At 70.2% G+C, this 24,487-nt stretch carries 24 protein-coding genes; 13 read left to right on the top strand and 11 right to left on the bottom strand.

Going from position 1 to position 24,487, the window contains the following annotated elements; genetic code table 11:
- Positions 1–232: 232 nt before the first annotated feature.
- The gene (locus tag OV207_RS00680) at positions 233–727 is read left to right on the top strand and encodes a hypothetical protein (protein ID WP_267551673.1); all 495 of its coding nucleotides are present in this window, start codon (positions 233–235) and stop codon (positions 725–727) included.
- Between the two features lie 408 nt (positions 728–1,135).
- The gene (sppA, locus tag OV207_RS00675) at positions 1,136–2,932 is read left to right on the top strand and encodes a signal peptide peptidase SppA (RefSeq protein WP_267551671.1); all 1,797 of its coding nucleotides are present in this window, start codon (positions 1,136–1,138) and stop codon (positions 2,930–2,932) included.
- A 12-nt stretch (positions 2,933–2,944) separates the two neighbouring features.
- On the opposite strand, the gene OV207_RS00670 is transcribed toward sppA, so the two are convergent.
- Positions 2,945–3,505 (bottom strand): cysteine dioxygenase, encoded by a 561-nt coding sequence (locus tag OV207_RS00670; protein WP_267551667.1) that lies wholly within the window; start codon positions 3,503–3,505, stop codon positions 2,945–2,947.
- Between the two features lie 330 nt (positions 3,506–3,835).
- On the opposite strand from OV207_RS00670, the gene OV207_RS00665 reads away from it, so the two are divergent.
- Complete coding sequence (locus OV207_RS00665; protein WP_193429404.1) at positions 3,836–4,825, top strand: general secretion pathway protein GspE; 990 nt, start codon at positions 3,836–3,838, stop codon at positions 4,823–4,825.
- 261 nt (positions 4,826–5,086) lie between these two features.
- On the opposite strand, the gene OV207_RS00660 is transcribed toward OV207_RS00665, so the two are convergent.
- The 8 genes from OV207_RS00660 to rpmH form a co-directional block, all read right to left on the bottom strand.
- Entirely contained in the window at positions 5,087–5,695 is a 609-nt protein-coding gene (locus tag OV207_RS00660) for a Uma2 family endonuclease (RefSeq protein WP_193429405.1), read from the bottom strand.
- A gap of 78 nt (positions 5,696–5,773) precedes the next feature.
- Positions 5,774–7,216, bottom strand: a complete 1,443-nt coding sequence (locus tag OV207_RS00655) for a tRNA modification GTPase (RefSeq protein ID WP_267551659.1) — start codon at positions 7,214–7,216, stop codon at positions 5,774–5,776.
- A 176-nt stretch (positions 7,217–7,392) separates the two neighbouring features.
- Positions 7,393–7,620, bottom strand: a complete 228-nt coding sequence (locus OV207_RS00650; RefSeq protein WP_120610409.1) for a hypothetical protein — start codon at positions 7,618–7,620, stop codon at positions 7,393–7,395.
- Between the two features lie 60 nt (positions 7,621–7,680).
- Positions 7,681–8,472: a hypothetical protein gene (locus OV207_RS00645; RefSeq protein ID WP_267551656.1), complete on the bottom strand. Its 792-nt coding sequence runs from the start codon at positions 8,470–8,472 to the stop codon at positions 7,681–7,683.
- Entirely contained in the window at positions 8,469–10,286 is a 1,818-nt protein-coding gene (gene yidC, locus OV207_RS00640; protein ID WP_267551654.1) for a membrane protein insertase YidC, read from the bottom strand. Before yidC ends, OV207_RS00645 begins: the two co-directional genes overlap by 4 nt.
- Before the next feature lie 52 nt (positions 10,287–10,338).
- A complete protein-coding gene (gene yidD, locus OV207_RS00635) occupies positions 10,339–10,557 on the bottom strand; it encodes a membrane protein insertion efficiency factor YidD (RefSeq protein ID WP_120537285.1) in 219 nt (72 codons plus the stop codon).
- Positions 10,554–10,976 carry a ribonuclease P protein component gene (rnpA, locus tag OV207_RS00630; protein WP_415835501.1) on the bottom strand — a complete coding sequence of 141 codons (423 nt, stop codon included), beginning with the start codon at positions 10,974–10,976 and terminating at the stop codon, positions 10,554–10,556. Before rnpA ends, yidD begins: the two co-directional genes overlap by 4 nt.
- A gap of 12 nt (positions 10,977–10,988) precedes the next feature.
- Positions 10,989–11,141, bottom strand: coding sequence for a 50S ribosomal protein L34 (gene rpmH, locus OV207_RS00625; RefSeq protein ID WP_120537283.1), 153 nt, complete (start codon positions 11,139–11,141; stop codon positions 10,989–10,991).
- Positions 11,142–11,506: 365 nt separating this feature from the next.
- On the opposite strand from rpmH, the gene OV207_RS00620 reads away from it, so the two are divergent.
- On the top strand, positions 11,507–11,887 hold the full coding sequence (locus OV207_RS00620; RefSeq protein ID WP_267551641.1) for a hypothetical protein: 381 nt from the start codon (positions 11,507–11,509) through the stop codon (positions 11,885–11,887).
- A gap of 453 nt (positions 11,888–12,340) precedes the next feature.
- A complete protein-coding gene (gene dnaA / locus OV207_RS00615; RefSeq protein ID WP_267551639.1) occupies positions 12,341–13,696 on the top strand; it encodes a chromosomal replication initiator protein DnaA in 1,356 nt (451 codons plus the stop codon).
- Positions 13,697–13,760: 64 nt separating this feature from the next.
- Here dnaA and OV207_RS00610 read toward each other — a convergent pair whose 3' ends face one another.
- A complete protein-coding gene (locus OV207_RS00610) occupies positions 13,761–14,588 on the bottom strand; it encodes a DUF4190 domain-containing protein (protein WP_267551637.1) in 828 nt (275 codons plus the stop codon).
- Between the two features lie 132 nt (positions 14,589–14,720).
- Here OV207_RS00610 and OV207_RS00605 point away from each other — a divergent pair, with 132 nt between their 5' ends.
- On the top strand, positions 14,721–16,127 hold the full coding sequence (locus OV207_RS00605; RefSeq protein ID WP_267552758.1) for a M16 family metallopeptidase: 1,407 nt from the start codon (positions 14,721–14,723) through the stop codon (positions 16,125–16,127).
- A gap of 2 nt (positions 16,128–16,129) precedes the next feature.
- On the top strand, positions 16,130–17,641 hold the full coding sequence (locus OV207_RS00600; RefSeq protein WP_193429415.1) for a M16 family metallopeptidase: 1,512 nt from the start codon (positions 16,130–16,132) through the stop codon (positions 17,639–17,641).
- Between the two features lie 63 nt (positions 17,642–17,704).
- Here OV207_RS00600 and OV207_RS00595 read toward each other — a convergent pair whose 3' ends face one another.
- On the bottom strand, positions 17,705–17,992 hold the full coding sequence (locus OV207_RS00595; RefSeq protein ID WP_267551635.1) for a hypothetical protein: 288 nt from the start codon (positions 17,990–17,992) through the stop codon (positions 17,705–17,707).
- Between the two features lie 440 nt (positions 17,993–18,432).
- Between OV207_RS00595 and thrA the strand changes: the two genes are divergently transcribed.
- The 6 genes from thrA to OV207_RS00565 all read left to right on the top strand — a co-directional run bounded on the left by thrA (position 18,433) and on the right by OV207_RS00565 (position 24,410).
- Positions 18,433–20,889 carry a bifunctional aspartate kinase/homoserine dehydrogenase I gene (thrA, locus tag OV207_RS00590; protein ID WP_193429417.1) on the top strand — a complete coding sequence of 819 codons (2,457 nt, stop codon included), beginning with the start codon at positions 18,433–18,435 and terminating at the stop codon, positions 20,887–20,889.
- Positions 20,890–21,061: 172 nt separating this feature from the next.
- A complete protein-coding gene (locus tag OV207_RS00585; protein ID WP_267551633.1) occupies positions 21,062–21,691 on the top strand; it encodes a TIGR02269 family lipoprotein in 630 nt (209 codons plus the stop codon).
- A gap of 27 nt (positions 21,692–21,718) precedes the next feature.
- Positions 21,719–22,444: a double-CXXCG motif protein gene (locus tag OV207_RS00580; RefSeq protein ID WP_267551631.1), complete on the top strand. Its 726-nt coding sequence runs from the start codon at positions 21,719–21,721 to the stop codon at positions 22,442–22,444.
- Between the two features lie 148 nt (positions 22,445–22,592).
- The gene (locus tag OV207_RS00575) at positions 22,593–22,991 is read left to right on the top strand and encodes a hypothetical protein (RefSeq protein WP_267551627.1); all 399 of its coding nucleotides are present in this window, start codon (positions 22,593–22,595) and stop codon (positions 22,989–22,991) included.
- A 2-nt stretch (positions 22,992–22,993) separates the two neighbouring features.
- Positions 22,994–23,656, top strand: a complete 663-nt coding sequence (locus OV207_RS00570) for a TIGR02269 family lipoprotein (RefSeq protein WP_420715166.1) — start codon at positions 22,994–22,996, stop codon at positions 23,654–23,656.
- 28 nt (positions 23,657–23,684) lie between these two features.
- Positions 23,685–24,410, top strand: a complete 726-nt coding sequence (locus OV207_RS00565) for a double-CXXCG motif protein (RefSeq protein WP_267551625.1) — start codon at positions 23,685–23,687, stop codon at positions 24,408–24,410.
- Positions 24,411–24,487: the final 77 nt, after the last annotated feature.

Below are 24,487 nucleotides of genomic sequence, written 5' to 3'. Positions count from 1 at the left end.
GGGAGGGGGCACGGCCCTTCTAACCGCCCCAGGAGGTCCTGCCATCCCGAGCATCGTCACGCCCGGCGGCCGGGCGGCCACGGAAGGACACGGGTGGGGCGTCCCAGGTCATGTCCCGCACTTCCAACCCAGCAGGTTGTACGGTATCCTGGCGCGGATCCGCTCCGCGGGGTGGAGAACCTCCATGTCAGGAGGGGTTGATAGGAGACCCGCTCTCCACGGGAGGAACGGCATGGCGACGGCGATGGGCGGGGACGTGATGATGAAGCTGCTTCAGGAGTTCCGCGAGTTGCAGGAGGAGGCGCGGATCCAGTCCGCGCGGACGGACGCGGTGGTGGACGCGGTCATCCAGCAGACTGAGATGATCCTGGAACACTCGCGACTGCACTTCGAGCGCACGCGGGTGCTCTTTGCACGGTCACGGGAGCTCGCGGCGCAGACACGGGTGCTCTTCGAGCAGACACGGGTGCTCTTCGAGCGCACTGATGAACTCTCAAGACAAATCGGAGGGCTCTCCGAGAGCACGGACACGTTCCGGGAGAGTCTGGAGAAACTCGCTGACCACCTGCTGGCGCTGGCGCAGGAGCTGAAGGGGGTCAAAAGCACGCACAGCAGGATGATTGAGCAGGCGGGTCGCGCCATCCACCGGCTCGTGGAGGCACAGGACTCCGACCGCCAGCGCATCAACGTGCTGGAGCTGCACCTGGACGGCACCGGGAAGGCCTGAGCCTCCCAGACACGGGGTGGCCTGAAGCACCGTCCGCCCCACGTCCGCAATGACAGCTCAGACGCGGGCCTCGTGCCGAACCCCAACGCGGTGAGGTCCATGTCGGAATGGCCCAGCCGTCGCGTCCGCCTCCGTGCCTCCGGGGAGCGGAAGAAGAAGGCGCGGGCCCCCGCCTGCCCGGGCGGCCTCCGCGCGGTGGGACCGCGCTCCACGAAAGAGGGGTGCACCCTGGAGGCGGGGCGCGGGAGCCGGGTCGCCCCCTGTCCGCCGGGAGGGGCGAGCGCCGCCTCCCGTCAGCCGTCTGTCACACGTCGCAAGGCAAGCATCGTCCAACCCGTGCGTTGGTGGTAGGCCGCCCGGAGTCGGGGGGCCGTCCCTCGGGCACGTGGACACCAGGAGTCCTTCCGGATGAAACGCTTCTTCATCGGCGCGCTGGCCTTCATTGGAGCGCTGTCCGTCCTCTTCGTGGTGGGTGTGGTGGGGTTGTTGATGCTCGCGTCGTCGAGCAAGCCGGGCGTGCCCTCCAACATGGTGTTGGAGCTGGACCTGCAGCAGCCGCTGCCGGAGCACACGCTGGACACGTCGTTCGCGGGGGCCTTCGGGGACACGCCCACGTCCCTGCGCGACGTGGTGGAGGCGCTGGAGAAGGCCGGGACGGACTCCCGGGTGAAGGCGCTGGTGGTGCGGGTGGGGCAGCCGGGCAGCGCCTCGCAGGTGCAGGAGCTGCGCGACGCGGTGAAGGCCTTCCGCGCGACGGGCAAGCGGGCGGTGGCGTACGCGGACGGCTTCGGGGAGGCGGGCAACGGCACGGGGGCGTACTACCTGGCGAGCGCCTTCGACACCGTCTACATCCAGCCCTCCGGGGACGTGGGGCTCACGGGCCTCACGGTGGAGACGCCCTTCGCGCGGGACGCCTTCGCGAAGTTCGGCGTGAAGGCGGAGTACGGCAAGCGCGCCGAGTACAAGAACGCGGTCAACTCCTTCACCGACGAGGCCTACGGCCCCGCGCAGCGCGAGGCCACCATGGCCTACGGCACCAGCCTCTTCAACCAGGTGGTGAAGGGCGTGGCCGAGGGCCGCAAGCTGTCCGAGGACCAGGTGCGCGCCCTCATCGACCAGGGGCCCTTCATGGGCCAGAAGGCCCTGGACGCGAAGCTGGTGGACGGGCTGCGCTACCGCGATGAGATCCACGACGAGCTGAAGAAGCTGGCCGGCGACGGCGCCCGGTTCCTCTACGTGGACAAGTACCTGGAGCGCGCGGGCCGGCCGCACCAGACGGGGAGCACCATCGCGCTCATCTACGGCGTGGGGGAGGTGCTGCGCGGCAAGAGCCAGTCCAACCCGCTCTCCGGCGGGCAGGTGATGGGCGCCGACACGGTGGCGGCGGCCTTCCGCAAGGCGACGGAGGACCCGAACGTGAAGGCCATCCTCTTCCGCGTGGACAGCCCGGGCGGCAGCTACTCCGCGAGCGACACCGTGCGCCGCGAGCTGCAGCGGGCGCGCGAGGCGGGCAAGCCGGTCATCGTCACCATGGGCACGTACGCGGCCAGCGGCGGCTACTTCGTGGCCATGGGCGCGGACAAGATCGTCGCGCAGCCGGGCACGCTGACGGGGAGCATTGGCGTGTACAACGGCAAGTTCGTCACCGCGGAGCTCTGGGCGAAGCTGGGCGTGAACTTCGACACGCTCGACTTCGGCAAGAACGCCTCCTACGGCAGCACGGACCTGGAGTTCACGCCCGAGCAGCGCGCGCGGTTCGAGTCGGAGCTGGACGCCATCTACCTGGACTTCACCACCCGCGCCGCCCAGGCGCGCGACATGCCGCTGGAGCAGCTGCAGGCGGTGGCGAAGGGCCGCGTGTGGACGGGCGAGGACGCGAAGGAGCGCGGGCTGGTGGACGCGCTCGGCGGCTACGCGACGGCGCTGGCGCTGGCGAAGGAGGCCGCGAAGCTGGAGAAGGACGCCCCGGTGCGCCTCCAGGTGTTCCCCCGGCCCAAGGACACGGGCGAGGTGCTGTCGGAGCTGCTGGGCAAGAGCGACGCGGACAACAGCGACGACGAAGCGGCCGGGGCGCGGGCGGGGGTGTCACCCCAGCTGCTGGAGCAGGTGCGGGCCGTGTACCGGGTGGGCGCGAAGCTGGGCCTGACGTCGCAGGGGCGCGAGGGCCGCATGCTGTACGCCCCCACGCCAGAGGTGCGCTGGTAGCGCGGCCGGCCGTCAGACGTACACGGCCGGGGCCGGGCGGCCTTCGTCGGGCCGCACCGGGCGCCCGAAGATGCTGTGGTAGCGCAGGGCGTGCGCCGCGCAGCGGCTGCGGCGCGGATCGAAGACGAGGCAGTTCGCCACCGGGCCGGCGTACACGTGCAGCGTCACGCCCGGGGCGCCGGTGGAGCACACGCGGTGGACGGGCGCGTTGGCGTCCCGGAAGTCCACGTGGCCCACGCCCACCGGTCCCACCCGCTCCGGCGCACCCAGCCGGGCCAGCCCAGGCCCGGTCCCGCCCTCCAGCAGCGGGTAGTTCTCCAGCAGGAACTGGCCGCGCTGGACGCTGAACCAGCACTCCTGCCCGTCGTGGTCGTGGATGGGCGAGGACACGCCGGGGGACCAGCAGTTGAGGATGATCTCCAGGCCCTCGTCCCGGTGGACCAGGTTGCGCGTGTAACGGCCCGGAAGGAAATGAAGGTAGGGCTTGAGGCTGGACGGCTCCAGTTGGAGCCCGGCGAGGGAGGTGTCCACGCCCGCCAGGCCGCCGGGGGACGAACGCCGTGCGCGGATCATCCGCACGAATTCTCTCAGGCACGCATCAGCCATGCTTACAGGCTAGGAACGTCTCCGACATCCGGCCACCCTCGGGTTGACCGGTGAACGTCCGCTTCGTCGTCCCCCCCTCAAGGATTGAGCCTTCGTTCGTTCAACGACGGCGGGAGGCGGGAATCACGGCGGTGGGTGTGGCCGCGTTCCCGCCAAGGGGTCCGGCCCAGGCAGCGTCTGGCGGCCCGTTACTCTCCGGTTTCGCTGTAATTTTACACGCCCATGAGCTAAGGGGGCATGTAAGTGGTGGCAGGTCGACCCGGCCGCGGTACCGAGGGGGGCCGAGGGGAGCGAGCAATGAAGAAGCGTTTGGGGGACATCCTGCTCGCGCGGGGTGTGGTGGATGCGATGCAGTTGCAGTCGGCGCTGGCGTACCAGCGCAAGTGGGGCGTGGCGCTCGGACAGGTGGTGGTGGACCAGCGCTTCTGCACGGCGGAGGCGGTGTTGTCCGCGCTGGCGGCGCAGTCCGGTGTCACGTCGGTGGACCTGGACGCGCAGCCGCTGGACGCGGCGCTCGCCAGGTTGATCCCCCTGAAGGTGGCGGAGGCGCACCGGGTGGTGCCGTTGCGGCTGGAGGGCCACGGCCCCCGCGACACGGCGCTGGTGGTGGCCATCGCCGCGCCGGCGAGCCTGGCGGCCCTGGACGTGGTGAAGAGCGTGTCCGGCAAGGCGCGGGTGGTGCCGCTGCTGGCCACGGACGCGGCGCTGGGCCGGGCCATTGGCCGGATGTACCGGGGTGAGTCGGCGACGCCGCAGCGCCGCCCGGGGATGGAGGGCTTCTCGCTGCCGGAGTGGGACGAGTCGCTGCCCCTGGTGGTGGGCGCGTCCCTGGCGGAGCTGACGGAGCAGGAGGCCCCGGGGCAGGAAGCGCAGGGCCTGCCGATGCTCGCGCCCCTGGAGCCCGCGAGGGTGCCAGCGCCGGCGCCGCGCGTGACGGTGCTCGAGCAGGTGCTGGTGTACGGCTGGGGCGCGGAGGCGGCCGCGGGGCTGGTGCGGGTGCTGGGCGACGCGGGCTTCACGGTGAAGGTGGCCAGCACCGGGGACGTGTGCGTGGCGGGGGAGACCCAGGTCGTGGTGGCGCCGCTGCCCGCGATGGAGGTGCTGGCGCAGCGGCTGCGCGCGCAGGTGCTGGTGGCCGGCAAGAACCCGGAGCGGGACCTGGCCCGAGCGCAGGCGGTGCATGCCCGGGGGTTCGTGGCGGCGCCGGTGGATCCGGAGCTGCTCCTGCGGGCGGTGCGGCGCCTGTCGCGCATCTCCGACGAGGCGCGCCTCAAGCACGCGAGCTGAGGGGCCCAGGCCTCCTGGAGGATCCGCCCGGTTTCGCGGATCCGAGGCATCCCGGAGGCTCAGCCCGAATTCGCGGATCCGAGACACCCGGAGGCTCCAATCCGTTCGCGGATCCGAGGCCCCCCGGGGGCATGGCACCCGGGAGGATCCGTGCGCTGCGCGGATCCGGGGTGCGAGGCGGAGCAGGAATCCCGCCTGACCGGGACCGCCCCACCTCGCGGTGACGCCTGCGCGCGGGGCGGCTCCAGGGCCGTGCGCGGATCAGGGCACCGCGACGAGCCGGGGCAGCTCCTCCGCCACGTCGGGGAGCCACAGCGAGCCCAGCTCCAGGGACACGGAGGGGAACGGCTCGGCGCGCACCACGGCGTCGTCCTCGTGGCTGGCGGTGAGGAGCCAGCCGCGCTTGAGCCGCTGGTAGACCTCCAGCGTGCGCGCCACCGGATCCACGAGCCACACGTGGGAGACACCGGCACGAGCATACAGGGGCAGCTTGCGCGCACGGTCCAGCCCGGTGGTGGCCGGGGTGAGCACCTCGCAGACCCAGTCCGGCACGAGGGTGAAGAAGGCAGCGCCGGGCTCCGGCGGCGCGGCCACGCGTTCGCGGCGCCACGCGGCCAGGTCGGGCACCAGCAGGTCCTCGCCCAGGTGCAGCTCCGGGGCGCGCAGGAAGCACCAACGGCCGTTGCCACCGCGACGCTGGTCCAGCCGCTCTCCCAGCTCCACCCCCATCATGAAGGCCGCGCGCGCAGGTGCCACGGAGGGGCGAGGCGAGGCCACCAGCTCGCCATCGAGGATTTCACCCACCCAGCCCGACGGCAGCGCCGAGAGCAGGGAGTGGGAGGTGGGCTGAAGGTGCTGGAGTGCCGTCATGAATCCTCGGGGAGCGCCGGGTAACGCGAGGCATTCTAGGGAGGGGTCTGACATGCCGGCCGGCGCCCGGCGGGGGGGCTATTTCCCGATGCAGAAGCGCTGGAAGAGGGTGTCCAGAAGGGCCTCGGAAACGCTCGTTCCGGACACTTCGCCCAGGGCCTCCAGCGCGAGCCCGACCTCACCGGAGAGGACCTCCAGGGTGGACACGCGCGAGGCCTCCTCGGCGCGGCCCAGCGCCTCGGCGGTGCGACGCAGGGCATCCGCATGGCGCTCGGAGACCAGGGCCACCGCGGAGGGCGTGCCACCGCCCCACAACCGCGTGAGCACGGAGGTCCGGAGCGCGTCCACGCCTTCGCCCGTGAGGCCGCTGACGCGCGGCCGGGGAGGGGGGAGCGGCGCTCCGGGCCCAGCGGGTCCTCCGGTCGCCGGAACCGTCCCGAACACGGGCGAAGCGGAGGCTGTCGCTGCTGCCCGCCCCGTGCCCCCTCCACCCGCGCCGGCCAGGGTCGCGGGCACCGCGTCGCACTTGCCGGTGACGACGAACACGGGCGTGGCGCCGACCTCGCGCATCCACGACGCGGCCTCTTCCACGGAGGCCTCCGGCGGCAGCACGAGCACCGCCAGGTCCACGGCCGCGAGCAGGTCCCGCGTGCGCGCGATGCCCAGGGCCTCCACGCGTCCGGGAGCCTCGCGCAGGCCGGCGGTGTCGTAGAGGGTCACGCCCAGCCCGTCCCATTCGACGCGCGCCTCCAGGGCATCGCGGGTGGTGCCGGGCTCCGCGTCCACGAGCGCGCGCTCCTCGCCCACCAGCCGGTTGAACAGCGTGGACTTGCCCGCGTTCACCGGCCCGTACAGGGCCACGCGCGCGCCCTGGCGCACCAGCCGGCCGCGCCCCACCTCGGCACGCAGGGCGTCGGCTTCGGAGCGCAGCGCGGCGACGCGGGGCCCCGCGTCCTCGTCCGCCCCCTCTGCTTCGTCGGGAAAGTTGAGGACCCCTTCCAGGTCGGCGTGGAGCGCGCGCAGCGGCTCCTCCAGCGCGCGGATCCGCTCCGCCAGCGCCCCGGACAGCCCGGCCGCGGCGGCGCGCACGGCCGCCTCCGAGTCCGCCGCCACCAGGTCCGCGACCGCCTCCGCGCGGGTCAGGTCGATGCGCCCGTTCAGGAACGCGCGCCGGGTGAACTCACCCGGAAGGGCAGGGCGGACCCGCGCGTCCTCCAACGTCCGCGCGAGCAGCAGCCGCAACAGGCGCGGGCTGCCATGCGCCTGGAGCTCCACCACGTCCTCGCCCGTGAAGGACTGGGGCGCTCGGAAGTAGAGGAACAGACCCTCGTCGAGCACCCCGCCCGCCGCGTCCACGAACGTGGCCAGGTACGCGTGGCGCGGCGTGGGCACCTGGGGGACGCCGGGCGCGAGCGCACGGCCCACCTCCAGCGCGGCCGGCCCGGACAGCCGGAGGATGCCCACCGCGCCCGCCGCGGGCGCGGTGGCGAGGGCGACGATGGTGGCGGAAGGAGGCGTCATGGCGGGGCAGGGGAGGGGGCCCGGACACAGGCGGCCCCCGAGTATCAGGGACCGTCCGCATCCAGCACGGGGGACACGACACCTTTCGCCATGGACTCGCGCGGGAGTCCAGGAGCGGGCGTCCACCTGCCCGTCCATCACCCGACCGTCAGCACCTCGACGCTCGCGGGACGGGACTAACGGGGCCCCTGCGGCGGGGTGGAGCCCCGGGCCGCGCGCTCCACGTCGTCGCGGTGGGTTTCGATGTACTTCTCCACTTCCGCGTCGTCGACCTGCAGGTCGCGCAGCACGCCCGGGTACACGAAGCGGAAGGCAGGGGACTCCTCGTCCCCGCGCAGGCGGAAGCTCATCTTCAGCACCGCCGCGCCGTACAACTTGTCTTTCAAACCCTTCGACTTACCCATTCGCTCCTCTGGCTCCCAGACGCCCGCCGGCGGCATGGACGGGCCCTCCCGGGCGCCCGCTCAGGCGTCGACGTCGTCCTCGTCGTCGTCCGGCAGCATGCTCCGCTTGGGCATCGGGGCGGGCTTCGCCGGAGTGAACACCACGCGTCGGTTGCGGCCCTCGCCTTCAGCCGCCACCTTCACGCCTCCTACTCCTTCTACTGCCCTGAGGACGCGCGCGCGGTCCTCTGTCTTCATCGCGGCGAACGCATAGAAGCGCCCCAGGCTGGCGGACTTCTCAGCGAGCTTGCGGACGGCCTCCCGCAGCACCGCGTCCTCCTCGCACTGCACCGAGCGCTCGTCCGCCTCCGCCCCCTTCGCCTGCTGCGGCGTGGAGGCCTTGGGGGTCTGGGCCGCGGGCTGCGCGCCCCGGGCAGGGCGGGCGGGCTGCGCGGCCTTCTCCTGCGCCACACGGGCAGGCTGCGCCGGAGCGGGGGCGGCCGCCACCTGGGCCACGGTCGCCGCCGGAGCGGGGGCCGGGGCCTGCTGCGCCGCCTCGCGACGCGGCCGGGGTTCCGGGTGGCCGCCCGCGCCGAGCATCACCCAGCGACGCTCCACGCCGGGGCGGTGGAGCATCTTGTTGAGCAGGAACTGGAGCGAATCCAGCACCTGGCTGCGCTTGCCCGGCTCCACGCCCGGAGGCGGGCCGGACTCGAAGTGGAGCGCCACGGACAGGCTGCCGTCGGCGGCGTCCTGCAGGTCCAGCCGGGCCGGGAAGCCCATCAGCCCGAGGATGTCGGTGAGCAGCCGCTCCACCCGGGGGCGGAAGTCCGCCCCGCCCGCCCCAGCCTGCGTTCCCTGCGGGCCGCTCACTTGCGCTTGCCTCCCCCGGCGGTGACCACCGCCGGTGTCCCGCCGCCGGACTGATCCTTCTTGCGGTCCAGCCACTTGCGCAGGCCGTACTGCTGCCCGATGGAGAGCACGTTGTTCGTGAAGATGTAGAGCGACAGGCCGGCCGGGTACTGGAGCAGCGTGAAGGTGAAGATGATGGGCATCACCCAGGTCATCATCTTCGCCTGCGCGGCATCCATCATCTGCGGCTGCATCTTCTGCGTGATGATCATCGACACGCCCAGCGCCAGCGGCAGCAGGTACGTGGGGTCCTTGTACGTGAGGTCCCGCCAGATGGGCCCGATGAACGGCTCACCGTAGATTTCAAAGCTGTTGCGCAGCGCCGTGAAGAGCGCGATCCACACCGGCATCTGGATGAGCAGCGGCAGACAGCCGCCCAGGGGGTTCACCTTCGCCTCCTGGTACAGCTTCATGATCTCCAGGTTCTGGCGCTCCTTGTCCTCCGCGAACTTCTTGCGGATCTCCTCCATCTTGGGCTGGAGCACCTTCACCGCCTCCATGCTGACCATGGAGCGGTAGGTGAGCGGCAGGAGCGCCATCTTCACCACCACGGTGAGCAGGATGATGGCGAAGCCCCAGTTGCCCACGAGGCCGTAGAAGAACCGCATGATGGCGAGCAGCAGCTTGCAGACCACCGCCCAGATGCCGAAGTCGACCGTGTCCTCCAGCCGCGGGTGGTACGTCGTGGCGGACAGGCCGGCCACGGTGCGCAGCGCCTGACCGGGCGCCGGGAGCAGGAGGTCCGGGTCCTTGGGGCCCAGGTAGCCGCCGAAGCGGAACGTGGCCGTCTGGCCGGAGGCGACGTTGAGCGGGAAGGCCGCGGAGACCTCGCGCGCGGTGGGCGACGCGACCAGCGTGCAGTTGCCGGCCAGGGGCCCGTCCAGCGGGTAGAGCGCGGACAGGAAGTACTGCTGGTCGATGCCGAAGTAGGAGATCTGCCCGCGCGTCTCATCCGGAGGGCTGTCGCCCGGGGACAGCTTGTGCAGCTCATCCCCCACCCAGCACGCGGAGCGGCTCAGGTTGCCCACGCCGCCGAAGAAGGACGGCGCGTGTTCGAACTCCGGGTCGATGGCGCGGCTGTAGTGCAGCTTCAGCTCGCCCGACTGCGCCTGCGCGGAGGTGTTGCGCACCTGGAGCGTGTAGGCGAACTCGAAGCCCTCGCGCGGCCACAGCACCGTCTTGGTGACTTCCCACGGGCCCTGGCGGCCGGTGAAGACGAGGGTGCCGCCGTTGTCGGTGGGGTTCTCCTGCACCGCGTAGCGGGTGTTCGCCGCGAGCGGGGCGCCGCCTTCGATGCTCACCGCGAGCGGCAGGGGCTGACCGGCCACCGGGTTCGCCACGTTCATCTGCGGCGGCGGGGGGATCTCCTTGCCGAAGAGCTGCGCGAAGCCCTCCTTCACGGAGAGCGACTGCTGCTCGCGCATCTTCACGCCCTGGAGCACGGCGGAGGTGAGGCCAGCGCCCTCGGAGGAGAAGGCGTACTTGACCTCCGGACGGGCGATGTCGACGGTGCGCACCGGGGGAGGGGGCTCTCCGGGGGCGCCCGCGGCGTCGCCGGTCGGCGTCCCCGGGGGCGGCACTGCGGCGACCGTGGGGGTGCCAGCGTCCTGGGTGGCGGCCAGCTCCACACCGGCATCCGCGCCCGCCACGTCCGTCGACGGCGTGGGGGCGAAGAAGAAGGTGTAGGCGGCCGTGGCCGCGAAGGAGAGGGCGAGCGCCAGGAGCAGTCGCTTCTGCGAATCGTTGGACTGGGGCGACAGCGGGTCGTTCGTCATGGATTTCCCTCTGCCGGCGGCAGAGGGCCGGGGGGCAGGCGGAAAGAAACCGTCAGGGGACGGGATCGAATCCGCCGGGGTGGAAGGGCTGGCAGCGCAGCAGGCGCCAGACGGTGAAGGCGCTGCCCTTGAGGCCGCCGTGCTTCTCCAGCGCCTGCATGGCGTAGGTGGAGCACGAGGGATGGAACCGACACGCCTTCGGCAGCAGCGGCCCCAGGAACCGCCGGTAGAAGCGGATGGGCAGTGCGATGACGAAGGCGAGTGGACTCATGGGGCTGGCTCTTTAGGGGGCACGGGCGGTGCCGGAAAGAGCCGTTGCAGCTTACGGGTGACGCCGTCGAACGCACGGGAAACTTGCGCGAAGGAAGCCTCCTTCGCCGAGGAGCGGACGACCAGGACTACGTCGATACCGGGCGGCCATTGCGCGCGGCGCTTGCGGAACAGCTCGCGCAGCACCCTGCGAAGACGCGCGCGCACCACCGCGTTGCCCACCTTGCTGGAAACGGTGAGCCCCACGCGGGAGTGCGCCCGGTTGTTGCGTTGGACGAGCGCCAGGAGGCAGTCGGACGGTAGCTTCTGACCGCCCTCCTGGACCTCCAGGAACTCACGTCGCTGAAGCAGGCGAAAGGCCTTGGGGAAGCGCTCGCCGGTTGCCTGAGGCACCCGCGGCGCCGCTCCCTCGGCCATCACACGTGCGTCCAGTTACTTCTTGAACGACGAAACCACCAGACGCTTACGGCCCTTCGCGCGGCGGCGCTTGAGGACATCCCGGCCGGACTTGGTGCCGTTCCGCTTCCGGAACCCGTGGGCGCGATTGCGCCGGATCTTCGACGGCTGGTACGTGCGCTTGGACACGACTACTCCCTGAGAGCTGAAGGCGGCGCCCGAGACTTCCGGCGCGACCCGTACATTGGAAAGGGGGCGTCCGTAACCCTATTTCCTGGACAAGTCAATCACAGGATCACCCTGCCCCATCCCTGTTGCACGGGGATGGGTGGACCCGGCCGATCATGTGGGAAAAGGGGGGAGGGGGCAAGGAACGTGCCTGCACGGGCTACGTCCGCCAACCGGCGCGCCCGGAAGGCCCTGAATCTTTGACCTTCGCCAAATCCAGACCCGACAATCTTTTCCGGGTTCGCCGTCGACGTCCGGGACGGGCGGCCTGCTCCCGGACAGATCAGGGGGCCTCCATCCATGGCGGCAATGAAGGGGAGTCTTTCATGAAGATGATGACGGGAGTTCTCGTGGTGGCGGTGATGATGCTGACCGCCTGCGGCACCCTGCCTGGCGAACAGCAGGCCCAGGAGTCTCAAGCCGAGGCGTCCACCCCCAGCCTCCAGACGCAGGAGGCCGCGCTCGCCAGGGACTGCACGGTCACCATCGAATGCGCGGACGGGACACCGCGCACCTGCAGCGGCACCGCGGGGGCGTGCGCGGCCAGCGGGGCCGGCAGTGGCAGCGTGACGTGCAACGGGGTCACGACGGGCTGTGCCCCCATCCTGGAGCCCGTCTGCTCCTGTCAGAGCGACCGCTGCTGCAACCCGCGGTGCCTCAACGACCCGGACTGCCGGCTCGTGCCCCAGGACCCGACGTTCCCCTGATGCGCTGAGGGCGTCAGAGCCAATGCTCCCGGCGGGACTCCTGCCGGGGGCGTTGAACCGTGGCGGACCCGACGTCCACGGATTGAGGAGAGCGTCCAGCACAGGACCGCCGGCATCGTCACGCCCGGTCCTGGTCGGATCCGACCTTCCGACCGCTGATCCGTTCAGGTGGAGACTCCGCCCACCTCCACGCCACCCGTGCAGGGTCGCTTCGCAACCCGCCGGAACACTTCGGAAGATCCGTTGCGGAACGGATCCACGCGGGCAGGGCAGGGCGGATCCGAAGCGCTCCAACACCCATGCCGTGGGTGGATCCACCACAGATCACTCCAGGTGGGTGAACCCCTGGGAACTGTTGGGCTTCTGGCCGGTTCCTTGATCGCCCAGAAACCCTCTGTTAGCACCGCCGACGCCCGCTGGTTCTCCCATCCGCACCGTCCTTCGAGCCTCCGTGTGAACGCCCTGGCCACTCAAGCCCCGCCGTCGCTGCCCAGTGCCGGAGTCATCTGGACCCGCACGCTGGAAGCCATCCGTCAGGAGGGCCTCCACTACGCGTTGACGTGGCTGGAGCGGATGCCCCCCCTGGAGGTGCGCGAGAACGCCCTCGTCCTGGGCGTGCCCGACCGCTTCTTCCGCGACTGGGTGGATGACCACTACCGCGCCATGCTGGAGACACACCTGTCCCGGCTGGAGCCCTCGCTGGGCCGCGTCGCCTATGAAGTCGTCGCCGGTCCTCCGCCGTCCGCGAACCTGCCGCCTGCCCCCACCGTGAAGGTGAACTCCGCGCGGCCGTCCCGCCTCAACGCGCGCTTCACCTTCGACACCTACGTGGTGGCGGACAGCAACCAGCTCCCCGCCGCGGCCGCGCAGGCCGTGGCCCACCGGCCGGGCCACAACTACAACCCGCTCTACATCTACGGCGGCACGGGCCTGGGCAAGACGCACCTGCTCCAGGCCGTGGGCAACCACATCTGGGAGAAGGACCCCACCCAGCGCGTCGTCTACCTGTCCAGCGAGCAGTTCACCAACGAGTACGTGGAGAGCGTGCGCGAGCACCGCATGACGGACTTCCGCCGGAAGTTCCGCGAAGAGTGCGACGTGCTGCTCATCGACGACATCCAGTTCCTGGGCAAGCGCGAGGAGACACAGAAGGAGTTCTTCTACACCTTCGAGACGCTCTTCAGCCTCAACAAGGCCATCGTGCTCACCAGCGACATGGTGCCCGCGGAGGTGCCCGGCATGGAGGACCGCCTGCGCAGCCGCTTCGCCATGGGCCTGATGGCGGACATCCGCGAGCCCTCCTACGAGACGCGCGTCGCCATCCTCCAGAAGAAGGCGGAGCAGGAAGGCCTGAACCTGCCCGACCCCGTGGCGCACTTCATCGCCCGGCACGTGCAGAAGAACGTGCGTGAACTGGAGGGCGCGCTCGTGAAGCTGTCCGCGATGCACAGCCTGACGCGCCAGCCGGTGACGGAGGAGTTCGCGGCCCAGGTGCTGCGGGACATCCTGCCCGCGCAGCGCGCCGTGGACGTGGACGCCATCCAGCGCGAGGTGGCCCGCTTCTACAAGCTGACCGTGGAGGCGCTGAAGGAGGACCGGCGCCACAAGGCCCTGGCCCACGCGCGCCAGGTGGCCATGTACCTGAGCCGCAAGCTGACGAAGAGCTCGTTCCCGGAGATCGCGTCCCGCTTCAACAAGGACCACTCCACCGTCATCTCCGCCGTGCGCAAGGTGGAGGGCCTGCGGGAGACGGACCCCAGCGTGCACCGCGACTTGTCGGAGTTGGAGACGAAGCTCGGCGGGATGTGACGGGGAGGGGCGTCCCCGGCTTCGGGCATGCCGCGCCCTCGCGGCCCCGGAGCAACGGGCCCCCTCAGTCCTTCCACACCAACCCGAAGCGCTGGTCGAGGTAGTTCAGGGCGAACAGCCACAGCGGCGGGCTCACCACGCCCAGGACGATGCCGGCGATGGCCTGCCCCCGCCGCCCGATGGGCGGATGCGCCTGGGGGTTCACCCGCATCAGCCCCACCACGCCGCACACCACCGCGAGCGGCGAGAGCAGCGGCATGAACAGGCTGCTGAAGCCGAAGTGGAAGGCCTGACGCGCGATGGGATTGTTGCGCAGCCGGTTCCACAGCGCCGCCAACGCGCCGGGCGTCACGTCCCGCCGGAAGAAGAGCCGGCAGCGCACGTCGCGGTGGATGTGGACCGCGACGAACGTGAAGGGGAGGGCGGCCAGCAGGTGCTGGAAGCGGAGCGCCGGCTGCAGGGCTCCCGCGCCCAGCGCCACCACCAGGGGGGTCGCCACCAGCGCGTGCCGCGCCCACGGCTTGCCCAGGAAGAAGGCCGTGCCCATGGGCACGGTCGCGAGGAACAGCGCCGAGAACAACCACTCCTTGCGCGAGGGCGGGCCCTCGGACGCGGCGGAGTAGAGCACCCCCAGGACGAGGCTCAGCGTGAGCATCCCCACCGTCCAGGCCCAGGAGTCGCGCCGTCCCCAGTACTCCTGGCGGAAGGCCTCCAGGTAGTCCACCCCCGGGCGCTTCGCGCAGGCGACGCAGTAGATGCGCCCATCCCCCAGCAGGGACGTGGCGCAGTCCGCGCAGATGAAGCCGCCACAGCGGGAACAGGTGCCGCCCGCGAGCACGTCGGGGTGGACGGCGCAGTGCGGCCGCGCGGAAGGAGGGACCTCCAGGCTCATGGCCGCAGTGTCGCACGGCGAGCAACATCCGGCACCCCGGAGCCCACCTGCTCGCCTTCGGGCTTACAGGCCCCTGGGCGCGTGTTAAGCGCGCGAGGCACTGTCCTGAACCGTGGAGGAACCTTGTCCCGATTGAAGGCCCTCGCCGCCGCAGCCCTGTTCCTGGGGTCTGCCGCGCTCGCCCAGCAGCCCGAGGCGAAGCCGTTGGAGCCCGGCCGCGAAAACCTGGCCATCCCGTATGAGAAGTACACGCTGCCCAACGGCCTGGAGGTCATCCTCTCCGTGGACCGCAAGCTGCCCGTGGTGGCCGTCAACGTCTGGTACCACGTGGGCGCCTACGACGAGCAGCCGGGCCGCACCGGGTTCGCGCACCTCTTCGAGCACATGATGTTCCAGGGCTCCAAGCACGTCCCGGACGACGTGCACATCGCCCTGATGGAGCAGTCCGGCGCGACCGACCTCAACGGCACCACCAGCTTCGACCGCACCAACTACTACGAGACCGTGCCCAGCAACCTGCTGGAGACCGCGCTGTGGTTGGAGAGCGACCGCATGGGCTTCCTGCTGGACGCCCTCACGGAGAAGAAGCTGGAGACGCAGCGCGAGGTGGTGAAGAACGAGCGCCGCCAGGGCGTGGAGACCGCCCCCTACGGCGAGGCGCAGGAGAAGGCGTGGCAGGCGCTGTTCCCGGCCCCGCACCCGTATTCGGGCAACGTCATCGGGTCCATGAAGGACCTGGACGCGGCCAACGCGGACGACGTGAAGGCGTTCTTCCGCACCTGGTACGCGCCCGCCAACGCGACGCTCGCCATCGTGGGCGACTTCGACGTCGCGAAGACCAAGGCGCTGGTGGAGAAGTACTTCGCCACGCTGCCCTCCGGCCCCAAGCCCAAGCGCCCCGACGTGAAGCCCGTGAAGGTCACGCGCGAGACGGTCATCCGTCACGACGAGAAGGTGGCCACGCTGCCGCTGCTCTCCATGTCCTGGCTCACCGCCCCGTACCTCAAGCCCGGGGACGCGACGGCGGACGTGCTCGCCACCGCGCTGAGCACCGGCCGCGCGAGCCGCCTGTACCGCCGGCTGGTGCTGGACAAGCAGTTGGCGCAGAGCGTGGACGCCACGCAGCAGAGCCACGGCGCGCAGTCCGTCTTCACCATTGAGGCGGTGGCCCGGCCCGGCGTCACCACGGACGCGCTGAAGAAGGAGATCGACGCGGTGCTGGACGAGGTCCGCAAGGACGGCGTCACGCAGGAGGAGATCGTCCGCGCGCGCACCCGCTATGACACGCGTCAGCTGGCGGGCCTGCAGGCCGTGGGCGGATCCGGCAGCAAGTCCGACACGCTCCAGACCTACAACCAGTTCGTGGGCGAGCCCAGCTACGTCGCGCAGGACCTGGCGCGCTACCAGGAAGTGACGCCCGCGCTGGTGAAGCAGTTCGCCACCGACGTGCTGCGCCCCGACGCGCGCGTCGTCCTCCACGCGGTGCCGCCCAGCCAGGGCACGCCGCCGTCTTCCGGTTCGGGCAAGGAGGCCCGTTGACCATGCACCGCCGAATCCTCACTGCCCTCCTCACGCTGACCGTCTCCGCCTGCGCCACCACGAAGCCCGCGGAGGCCCCTCCCGCTGAACCCTCCGGCGCCCAGCAACCCCAGACGCCCGCGCCGGATGCGGAGGCCTTCCGTCAGACGCCGCCCAAGCCGGGCACGCCGCCGGAGCTGGTGCTGCCCACCTTCGAGAAGGCCCAGCTGGACAACGGGCTCACCGTCATCGTCAGCACGCGCAAGGAGCTGCCGCTGGTGTTCGCCGGCATCGCCTTCGCCGCCGGTGTGTCGCAGGAGCCCGCCTCCAAGCTGGGCGTGGCGGACCTGTCCTACCGCATGCTGCTGGAGGGCGCGGGCAAGCGCGACACGGTGGCGCTGGACAACGCGTTCGCGGACCTGGGCGTGTCCCCCGTGATGTCGGTGGAGCCCGACGGCGCCTTCGTGGGCGCGCGCGTGCTCACGCGCAACGTGGACGCGGTGATGGCGCTGCTGTCGGACGTGGTGCTGCGGCCCACGTTCGACGCCAAGGCCTTCGACCGGCGCAAGAAGCAGCAGCTGGGCGAGCTGGTGCGCCGCATGGGCGACCCGAACTTCCTCGCGCAGCAGGCCTACTACGCCGCCGTCTTCGGCGCGGACCACCCGTACGGCCACCCGTCCGGGGGCACCCCCAAGACGGTGCAGGCGCTGACGCTGGCGGACGCGAAGAACTTCTACGTGAAGAACACCGGGCCCCGCGCCGCCGCGCTCATCATGACCGGCGACGTGACGCTGCCGCAGGCGGTGGAGTGGGCGAAGAAGTACTTCGGCGGGTGGAAGGGCGGGGCCGTGGCGCCCAAGCCGCCGCCCGCGCCGCCCGCGCCGCCGCGTGAGCAGGTGCGCATCGTGCCCAAGCCGGGCCTGGAGCAGACGGTGGTGCTGGTGGGCCGTCCCGGCCTCGCCACCGGCCATGCGGACGAGTACCCGCTGGAGCTGGCCACCACGGTGTTCGGCGGCTTCTTCGGCAGCCGGCTCAACATGAACATCCGTGAAGACAAGGGTTACAGCTACGGCGCCAACGCCTCGCTGGGCACGCGGCTGGGCGTGGGTCCGCTCACCGCGTATGCGGCCGTGCGGCAGAACGTGACGGGCCCCGCGCTCAACGAGTTCATCCAGGAGCTGGCGGGCCTCAAGACGAAGCCCATCACGGAGCAGGAGCTGGCCGCCGCGCGCGAGGGCCTCATCCGCGCCTTCCCGGGCGCCTTCGAGACGGTGGAGGGCCTGGGTGGCAGCGCATCACGGCTCTTCTTCCAGCGCCGTCCGATGGACGAGTTCAAGAAGAGCGTGGAGGGCCTGCGCGACGCCACCGCCGCCGAGGTGCAGCGCGTGGCCGAGGCCTACCTGGACCCGGCCTCCATGCAGGTGGTGCTCGTGGGTGACCCGCTGGTCATCCAGGAGCAGGTGACGCCGCTCAACCTGGGCAAGCTGACCCTGGTGGAGACGCCCGCCTCGGACGCGGCGCCCGCGTCCAAGTAGGCGGGGCGTCACGGGAAGTGCTACCGGCCGGGGTCCCGACATGCGTCGGGGCTCCGGCCTTCTTCATTCCCGGGTGGGCTCGTTGTCCTCGCGGGCCTCGGCCTTGAGGCGGCCGCGCACCTCGCGCTCCTCGGCGTCCACGTCGTCCAGGACGCTCTGGGGGTTGTTCACGTCGCCGCCCACCGGGCCGTCGCTGTCGAAGGCGAACTTCTGCTCCTCCGTCGAGTGCTTGGTGTCGTCCGCGTACAGGGGCTTGGTGTCGTCCGCTTCCAGCCCTCCCTCCACGCGGTCCTTGGCGAAGCCGGGCTTGTGGGCAGCGGCGTCCTTGTCGCTCTTCTTGCGGGTGGCCATGGGGTGCTCCCAGTCAGGTGGGTCAACAGGGTGACATTGAGAATGTCGGCAGCCTCAAGGCAGTGCACCACGGTGGACTCCGGGAGGCGGGGGCCCGGTTGCCCGCCCCCTGACCGGGTATCGTTGAAACGGCTAGGATGGTGACTCCATGAACGGACAGCGCGGGCATGGCATGCGACACGAGGGGACGACGTCCTGCGCGGGCACGCGTTCCCAGACCACCCTGACGCGCACTTGCACCGGCCTGGCTCGCGGACCGCCTGATTTCGGACGGACCTCCCCGGTCCCCCTCCCGAACCCGGCCCCGCGCTCCTCCTGAGCGCGGGGCTTTTTCGTCGCCCCAACCCCCAAGAGAACCTCCCCGGAACCGCCATGACGACCCTGACGCCCCCGCTGGACTCCCACCGCCGTCCCCCCTGCCGCCGCGAGGAGGCCGTGTCATGCGCGTGATGAAATTCGGTGGCACCAGTGTCGGGGATGCGGAGCGGATGCGGGGCGTGGTGGCGCTGGTCGAGGAGGCGCGCAGGACGGAGCGGGTGACGGTGGTGGCCTCGGCGGTGTCCGGCATCACCAACCTGCTGGTGGGGGCGGCGCGGGCGGCCCAGGAGGGCGAGCCGGTGCAGGACGTCTGCGCCCGCTTCGAGGACGTGCACTCCGCCATCGCGAAGGCGCTGGGCGCGGAGCTGAAGCCCGCGCAGACGCGGCCCCTGGCCGAGGGCCTGGTGGCGCTGGGCGCGGAGCTGCGCGGGCTGTTGCAGGGCGTGGGGCTGCTGCGCGAGTGCTCGCCGTCGGTGCTCGCGCACCTGTCGGGCCTGGGCGAGCGGGCGTCGTGCCTGCTGCTGGCGGCGCTGCTGGAGGCGCGGGGGCTCCAGCCCACGAGCCTGGATCCGCGACAGGTGTTGCTGTGTTCGGGAGACCCGCTCCAGGCGACGCCGCGCGTGGAGGCGATCCGCGAGCGGTTCGCGCCGTTCCGGGACGGCGGGCCGGGGCTGCTGCTCATGCCGGGCTTCTTCGGGGGGGATGCGCGCGGCAAGACGATGTCGCTGGGGCGGGGTGGGTCGGACTACTCGGCGGCGCTGGCGGCGGCGGCGCTGGATGCGCGGCTGCTGGAGATCTGGACGGACGTGGACGGCATCTTCAGCGCGGATCCGCGCCTGGTGCCGGAGGCGTTCGCGCTGGAGGAGGTGAGCTTCGAGGAGGCGATGGAGCTGGCCTACTTCGGGGCGAAGGTGCTGCACCCGAAGACGATTGCCCCGGCGCGGGAGCGGGGCATCCCGGTGCGCGTGTGCAACAGCTTCCGGCCGGAGCACCCGGGCACGCGGGTGACGGCCACGGCGAAGGCGACGCGGCATCCGGTGCGGGGGCTGTCGTTCCTGCAGGACATCGCGCTCATCAACATCGCGGGCGCGGGGTTGAAGGGCGTGCCGGGCACGGCCGCGCGCGTGTTCGAGGCGATGGCGCGCGCGTCCATCTCCGTGGTGCTCATCACCCAGGGCTCCAGCGAGTCCTCCATCAGCTTCTGCGTGGGGCAGGAGGAGGGCGACCGGGCGGTGCAGGCGCTGGAGGAGGCCTTCGAGGCGGAGCGCGAGGGGGGGAAGGTGGACCCCATCGAGCAGCAGCCGGGGCTGGCGGTGCTGAGCATCGTGGGCGACGGGATGCGGCACCGGGTGGGCGTGGCGGGCACGTTCTTCAGCGCGCTGGCGGACGTGGATTGCAGCATCGCGGCCATCGCGCAGGGCTCCAGCGAGCGGAGCATCTCCGCGGTGATCGCGCAGGTGGACGGGCCCCGGGCCATGGCGCACGTGCACCGCAAGTGCTTTGGCACCACGGAGATTGTGGAGCTGTTGGTGGCGGGCGTGGGCACGGTGGGGGGAGAGCTGCTGCGGCAGATCCACCAGCAGGCGCCGAAGCTGCGGGCGCATGGTCTGGACTTGCGCGTGTGCGCCATCGCGAACAGCCGGCGCAGCCTGGTGGCGCCAGAGGGCGTGGCGCTGGACGGCTGGAAGGCGCTGCTGGAGGCGAGCGCGGCGGGCTTCACGCTGGACACGTTCCGGGAGTGGGCGAAGGCGCGGCGTCCGGGCCGGCCCATCTTCGTGGACTGCACGAGCAGCGAGGACGTGGCGCTGGGGTATCCGGCGCTGATGGCGTCCGGGCTGCATGTGGTGACGGCGAACAAGAAGGCGAATTCGGGACGGCAGGACCACTGGCGCGCCTTGCGGGACACGGCGTCGCGGCACCAGCGGAAGTTCCTCTACGAGACGAACGTGGGGGCGGGGCTGCCGGTCATCGACACGCTGAAGAACATGCTGCGCACGGGTGACACGGTGCACCGGGTGGAGGGCATCCTGTCCGGTTCGCTGTCCTTCATCCTGGGATTGACGGAGCAGGGGGTGCCGCTGTCGAAGGCGGTGGGCACCGCGATGGAGAAGGGCTTCACGGAGCCGGACCCGCGCGACGACCTGGAGGGCACGGACGTGGCGCGCAAGGTGCTCATCCTGGCGCGGGAGCTGGGGCGCACGCTGGAGTTGGAGGAGGTGGCGCTGGCGTCGCTGCTCCCGGAGGAGTTCGACGCGACGGGGCCGCTGCAGGACTTCCTGGCGCGGCTGCCACAGGCGGACGACATCTTCCAGCAGCGGGTGGAGGCGTACCGGAAGGAGGGCAAGGTGCTGCGCTACGTGGGCAGCGTGGGGCCGGAGGGCGTGCGCGTGGGATTGGTGCCGGTGCCGCTGGAGCATCCGCTGGCGGCGGTGAAGGGCGGAGAGAACGCGCTCAGCTTCCTGTCGGAGCGCTACAGCCCCACGCCGCTGGTGATTCGCGGATACGGCGCGGGCGCGGCGGTGACGGCGGCCGGCGTGCTGGCGGATGTGCTGCGATTGGTGGAGGGGCCGCTGCCCTGACGGTGTAGGGGTGGGGCGCGGAAGTAGGGCCTGGGAGGGTCGAGATGGCGGAGATGGGCGAGGACGCGTTCGTTCAGAAGGTCGAGCTACGTCGTCATCACGGCGCTCGAATCCGGCATCGAGACACGGCCTCGTGACAGTGCGAGTCCTGGGGAAGTGGCTGGCGTGCGGTGTGCTGGGATTGTTGCTGGCGGCCTGCGCTTCCAGCACGCCGCTCCAGCAGCGGTGGGATGCGGCGGAAGCGGAGTGCGGCGAAGCGAGTGAAGACGCCTGTGTGACCCTGCTGTGTGAGGGCACGGAGTGCGGCTTCTATCGCTGTGAGGACGTGCCCGGGGAGGTGGTGCTGGCGCGCGGCCTTCCACCCCGTCCGCCTCCCGTGGCGGTGGCTCCCGCCCCGGGCAGCGGGCCCCGGCGCAACTGGGGCGGGAGCATGAACCCGCCGGGCGGCAAGAAGCCCGTCGTGGTGTTCCCCAAGGCCGAAGACATTCGGTCCGTGGTAGTTCCGCAGCGGCGGTTGTCCGCGGGGAAGATGGAGAAGCATCACATCTTCCCGCAGGCGCCGGATCTCGCTCGGTGGTTCAAGCGACAGGGCGTCGACATCCACCTCTACACGCTGCCCCTTCCCGTTCACGTTCACCGACGCATCCATAGCGGAGGGGACAGGGGCGGCGATTGGAATCAGGCTTGGCGCGAGTTTCGCGATGCAAACGAGCATGCCCTACCTGCGGAGATCTACAAACACGCCGGAAGCCTCATCTATCGCTTTCAACTCACGGGTGATTCCATCCAGCAGTATTACTGATCTTCCGCAGCCAAGGCACTCAAAGCCATGAGCCGTTATTTCTATCTTCGTCCCGACAAAGCAACCTGGGCCACCTACAGGGGTGAGTTCAATGCCGTCCCAAAATGGGGGTTGCCCGGCCTGAAGGATTGTCCGGGCTGTGGTGCCTCCTGGTCATCCTGGGGCACTCACTATCCCGCCGTGGATCTGTCGGAGCTTCCAGAACGACACGAGTTCGAAGAAGCTCGACAAGAGCCCTTTCACGAATTCGTGCGTCTCCGGGAGTTGGTGCGTCCCCTGGCGCCTCCCAATTCCAAGCTTCCACCCGGCGCCGACTTCGGTCCGTTGGTCGGTCCTGCTTCCGGTCGGTTCGCTCCCTTCTCGGGACTTGAAAGCTGTTGGATTGTCGTTCGCCGGGACACCTTCGACAGCCTCCAGGCAGCGGGCGTGCGAGGATTACTCGGCTGCAAGACGGAGCTGAAGTTCCGTCAGAAGACGCCGCCGGAGCTCATCGAACTCCAGATCGAACCGCGCGGATTGCTCCACCGGGATTGCCTTCCGCCCGACCTGGCCCCTCCGTGCACCACTTGCGGACGACAAGGCTTCACGCTGCCGGACGACCCCATCCTCGACGAAGCCTCTCTGCCCACGGACACGGACCTGTTCCGCGTGGGCAACTTCGCCACCGTCATCATCGGCACCGACCGCTTCAAGGACGCCGTGGAACAGGGTGGATGGGAGGGCATCCAGTTCCGTGAACTTCCCGTGCGCTGACGCTCAAGTCTGGAGCGGGAAGGGCAGCAGCCCCAGCACAAGTCCCACGCCGGTGGCGATTCGCGGGTACGACGCGGCGGTGACGGCGGATGTGTTGCGGTGGGTGGAGGGGCCACTGCCCTGACGGTGTAGGAATGAGGGGACGGAAGTGGAATCCGGGAGGATCGAGATGGCGGAGATGGGCGAGGACGAGTTCGTTCAGAAGGTCGCTGAACGGCTGGCGCGGATGCCGAAGGACACCGCGCCCACGGGGGAGCCGTACCACCTCCTGGAAGCCGCGACGGCCGACGGTGAGCTGCTGGGCCAGTATTGGATGGAGGGCCCCGAAGGGGGCCTCCCCGTGTTCCAGAGCCGGAAGGATGCGCTCACGGCGATCCGGTGCATGCCGCTGCCCTCGGAGCTTGGAGGATATTCGGAGGCCGCCGATCGCTGGCACATCCGGGCGCTCTCCGGGGATGAGTTCCGCTATTTCTTCCTCAATCCATACGTCACGCTCTACGTCGTCATCACGGTGCTTGAATCCGGCATCGAGACGCGACCTCTGTGACAGTGCGAGTCCTGGGGAAGTGGCTGGCGTGCGGTGTGCTGGGGTTGTTGCTGGCGGCCTGCGCTTCCAGCACGCCGCTCCAGCAACGGTGGGATGAGGCGGAAGCGGAGTGCGGCGAGGCGAGCGAAGATGCCTGCGTGACCCTGCTGTGTGAGGGCGCGGTGTGCGGCTTCTATCGCTGTGAGGACGTGCCCGGGGAGGTGGTGCTGGCGCGCGGCCTTCCGCCACGTCCGCCTCCCGTGGCCGTGGCCCCTGCTCCGGGCAGTGGACCCCGTCGCAACTGGGGCGGGAGCACGAACCCGCCGGGCGGTAGGAAGCCCGTCGTGGTGTTCCCCCTCCCTGACAACGTCAGGCCTGTGGAGCTTCCACAGCGGCGGTTGTCCGCGGGAAAGATGGAGAAGCACCACGTCTTCCCACAGGCGAAGGATCTCGCGGACTGGTTCAGGATACAGGGCGTCGACATCCACCTGTACATCCTGCCCCTTCCTGTTCACGTTCACCGACGCATTCACAGCGGTGGGCCCAAGGGCGGTGAGTGGAATCAGGCGTGGCGCGAATACAAGGACGCCAATCCGAACGCCGCTCCGCAGGAAATCTACCGGCATGCCGGGTCGCTCATCTATCGTTTCCAACTCCTTGGCGGCCCCATCCAGCAGTACAACTGACCCTCTTCTGACCAGGGATTGAAATTCCATGTCTCGCTATTTCTGGCTGCGTGACGACACGGTGGCCACTGCTCGCTACAGCGGAGATTTCGATGCCTCTCACAAATGGGGTCTACCCGGCCTCAAGGATTGTCCAGGCTGCGGGGCCACCTGGGGTGGCGCGGGACACAACTACCCGGCCGTGGACCTTTCACTCATCCCCGAGCATGGAGAATTCGAAGAGCCCCGACCTGAACCCTTCCTCGAGTTCACCCGCCTCCAGGCACTGGTGCGTCCCATTGCCCCACCGAATTCAAAGCTCACTCCTGGGACCCGCTTCGGTCCTCTCGTAGGGACCGGTTCCGGTCAGTTCGGTCCTTTCACGTGGCTTGGACACTCCCTGTTGATCATCCGCCGCGACACGCTCGACAGCCTCCAGGCAGCGGGCGTACGGGGACTTCTTGGAACCCGCACGGAGATCCGGTTCCGTCAGAAGACGCCGCCGGACATCCTCGAACTGCAAATTGAGCCACGTGGGCTGCTTCACCGTGACTGCCTTCCCCCTGACGTGGTGCCCCCTTGCACCACCTGTGGAAGACAGGGTCTCAGTCGGCCGGACGATCCCATCCTTGATAAATCCTCACTGCCCACGGACACGGACCTGTTCCGCGTAGGCAACTTCGCCACCGTCATCATCGGCACTGACCGCTTCAAGGACGCCGTGGAACAGGGCGGATGGGAGGGCATCCAGTTCCGTGAACTGCCCGTGCGTTGACAATCACAATCACAGCACCAGCTCCATGTACGCGGTGCCAGGCACGGGGCTCGGGTAATAGGGCGGAATGCCCACAA

Source organism: Corallococcus sp. BB11-1 (genome assembly GCF_026626625.1).
GTDB lineage: Bacteria > Myxococcota > Myxococcia > Myxococcales > Myxococcaceae > Corallococcus > Corallococcus soli.
Note: the sequence above shows the minus strand (reverse complement) of the source record. Positions and strands in the feature narration are given on the sequence as shown.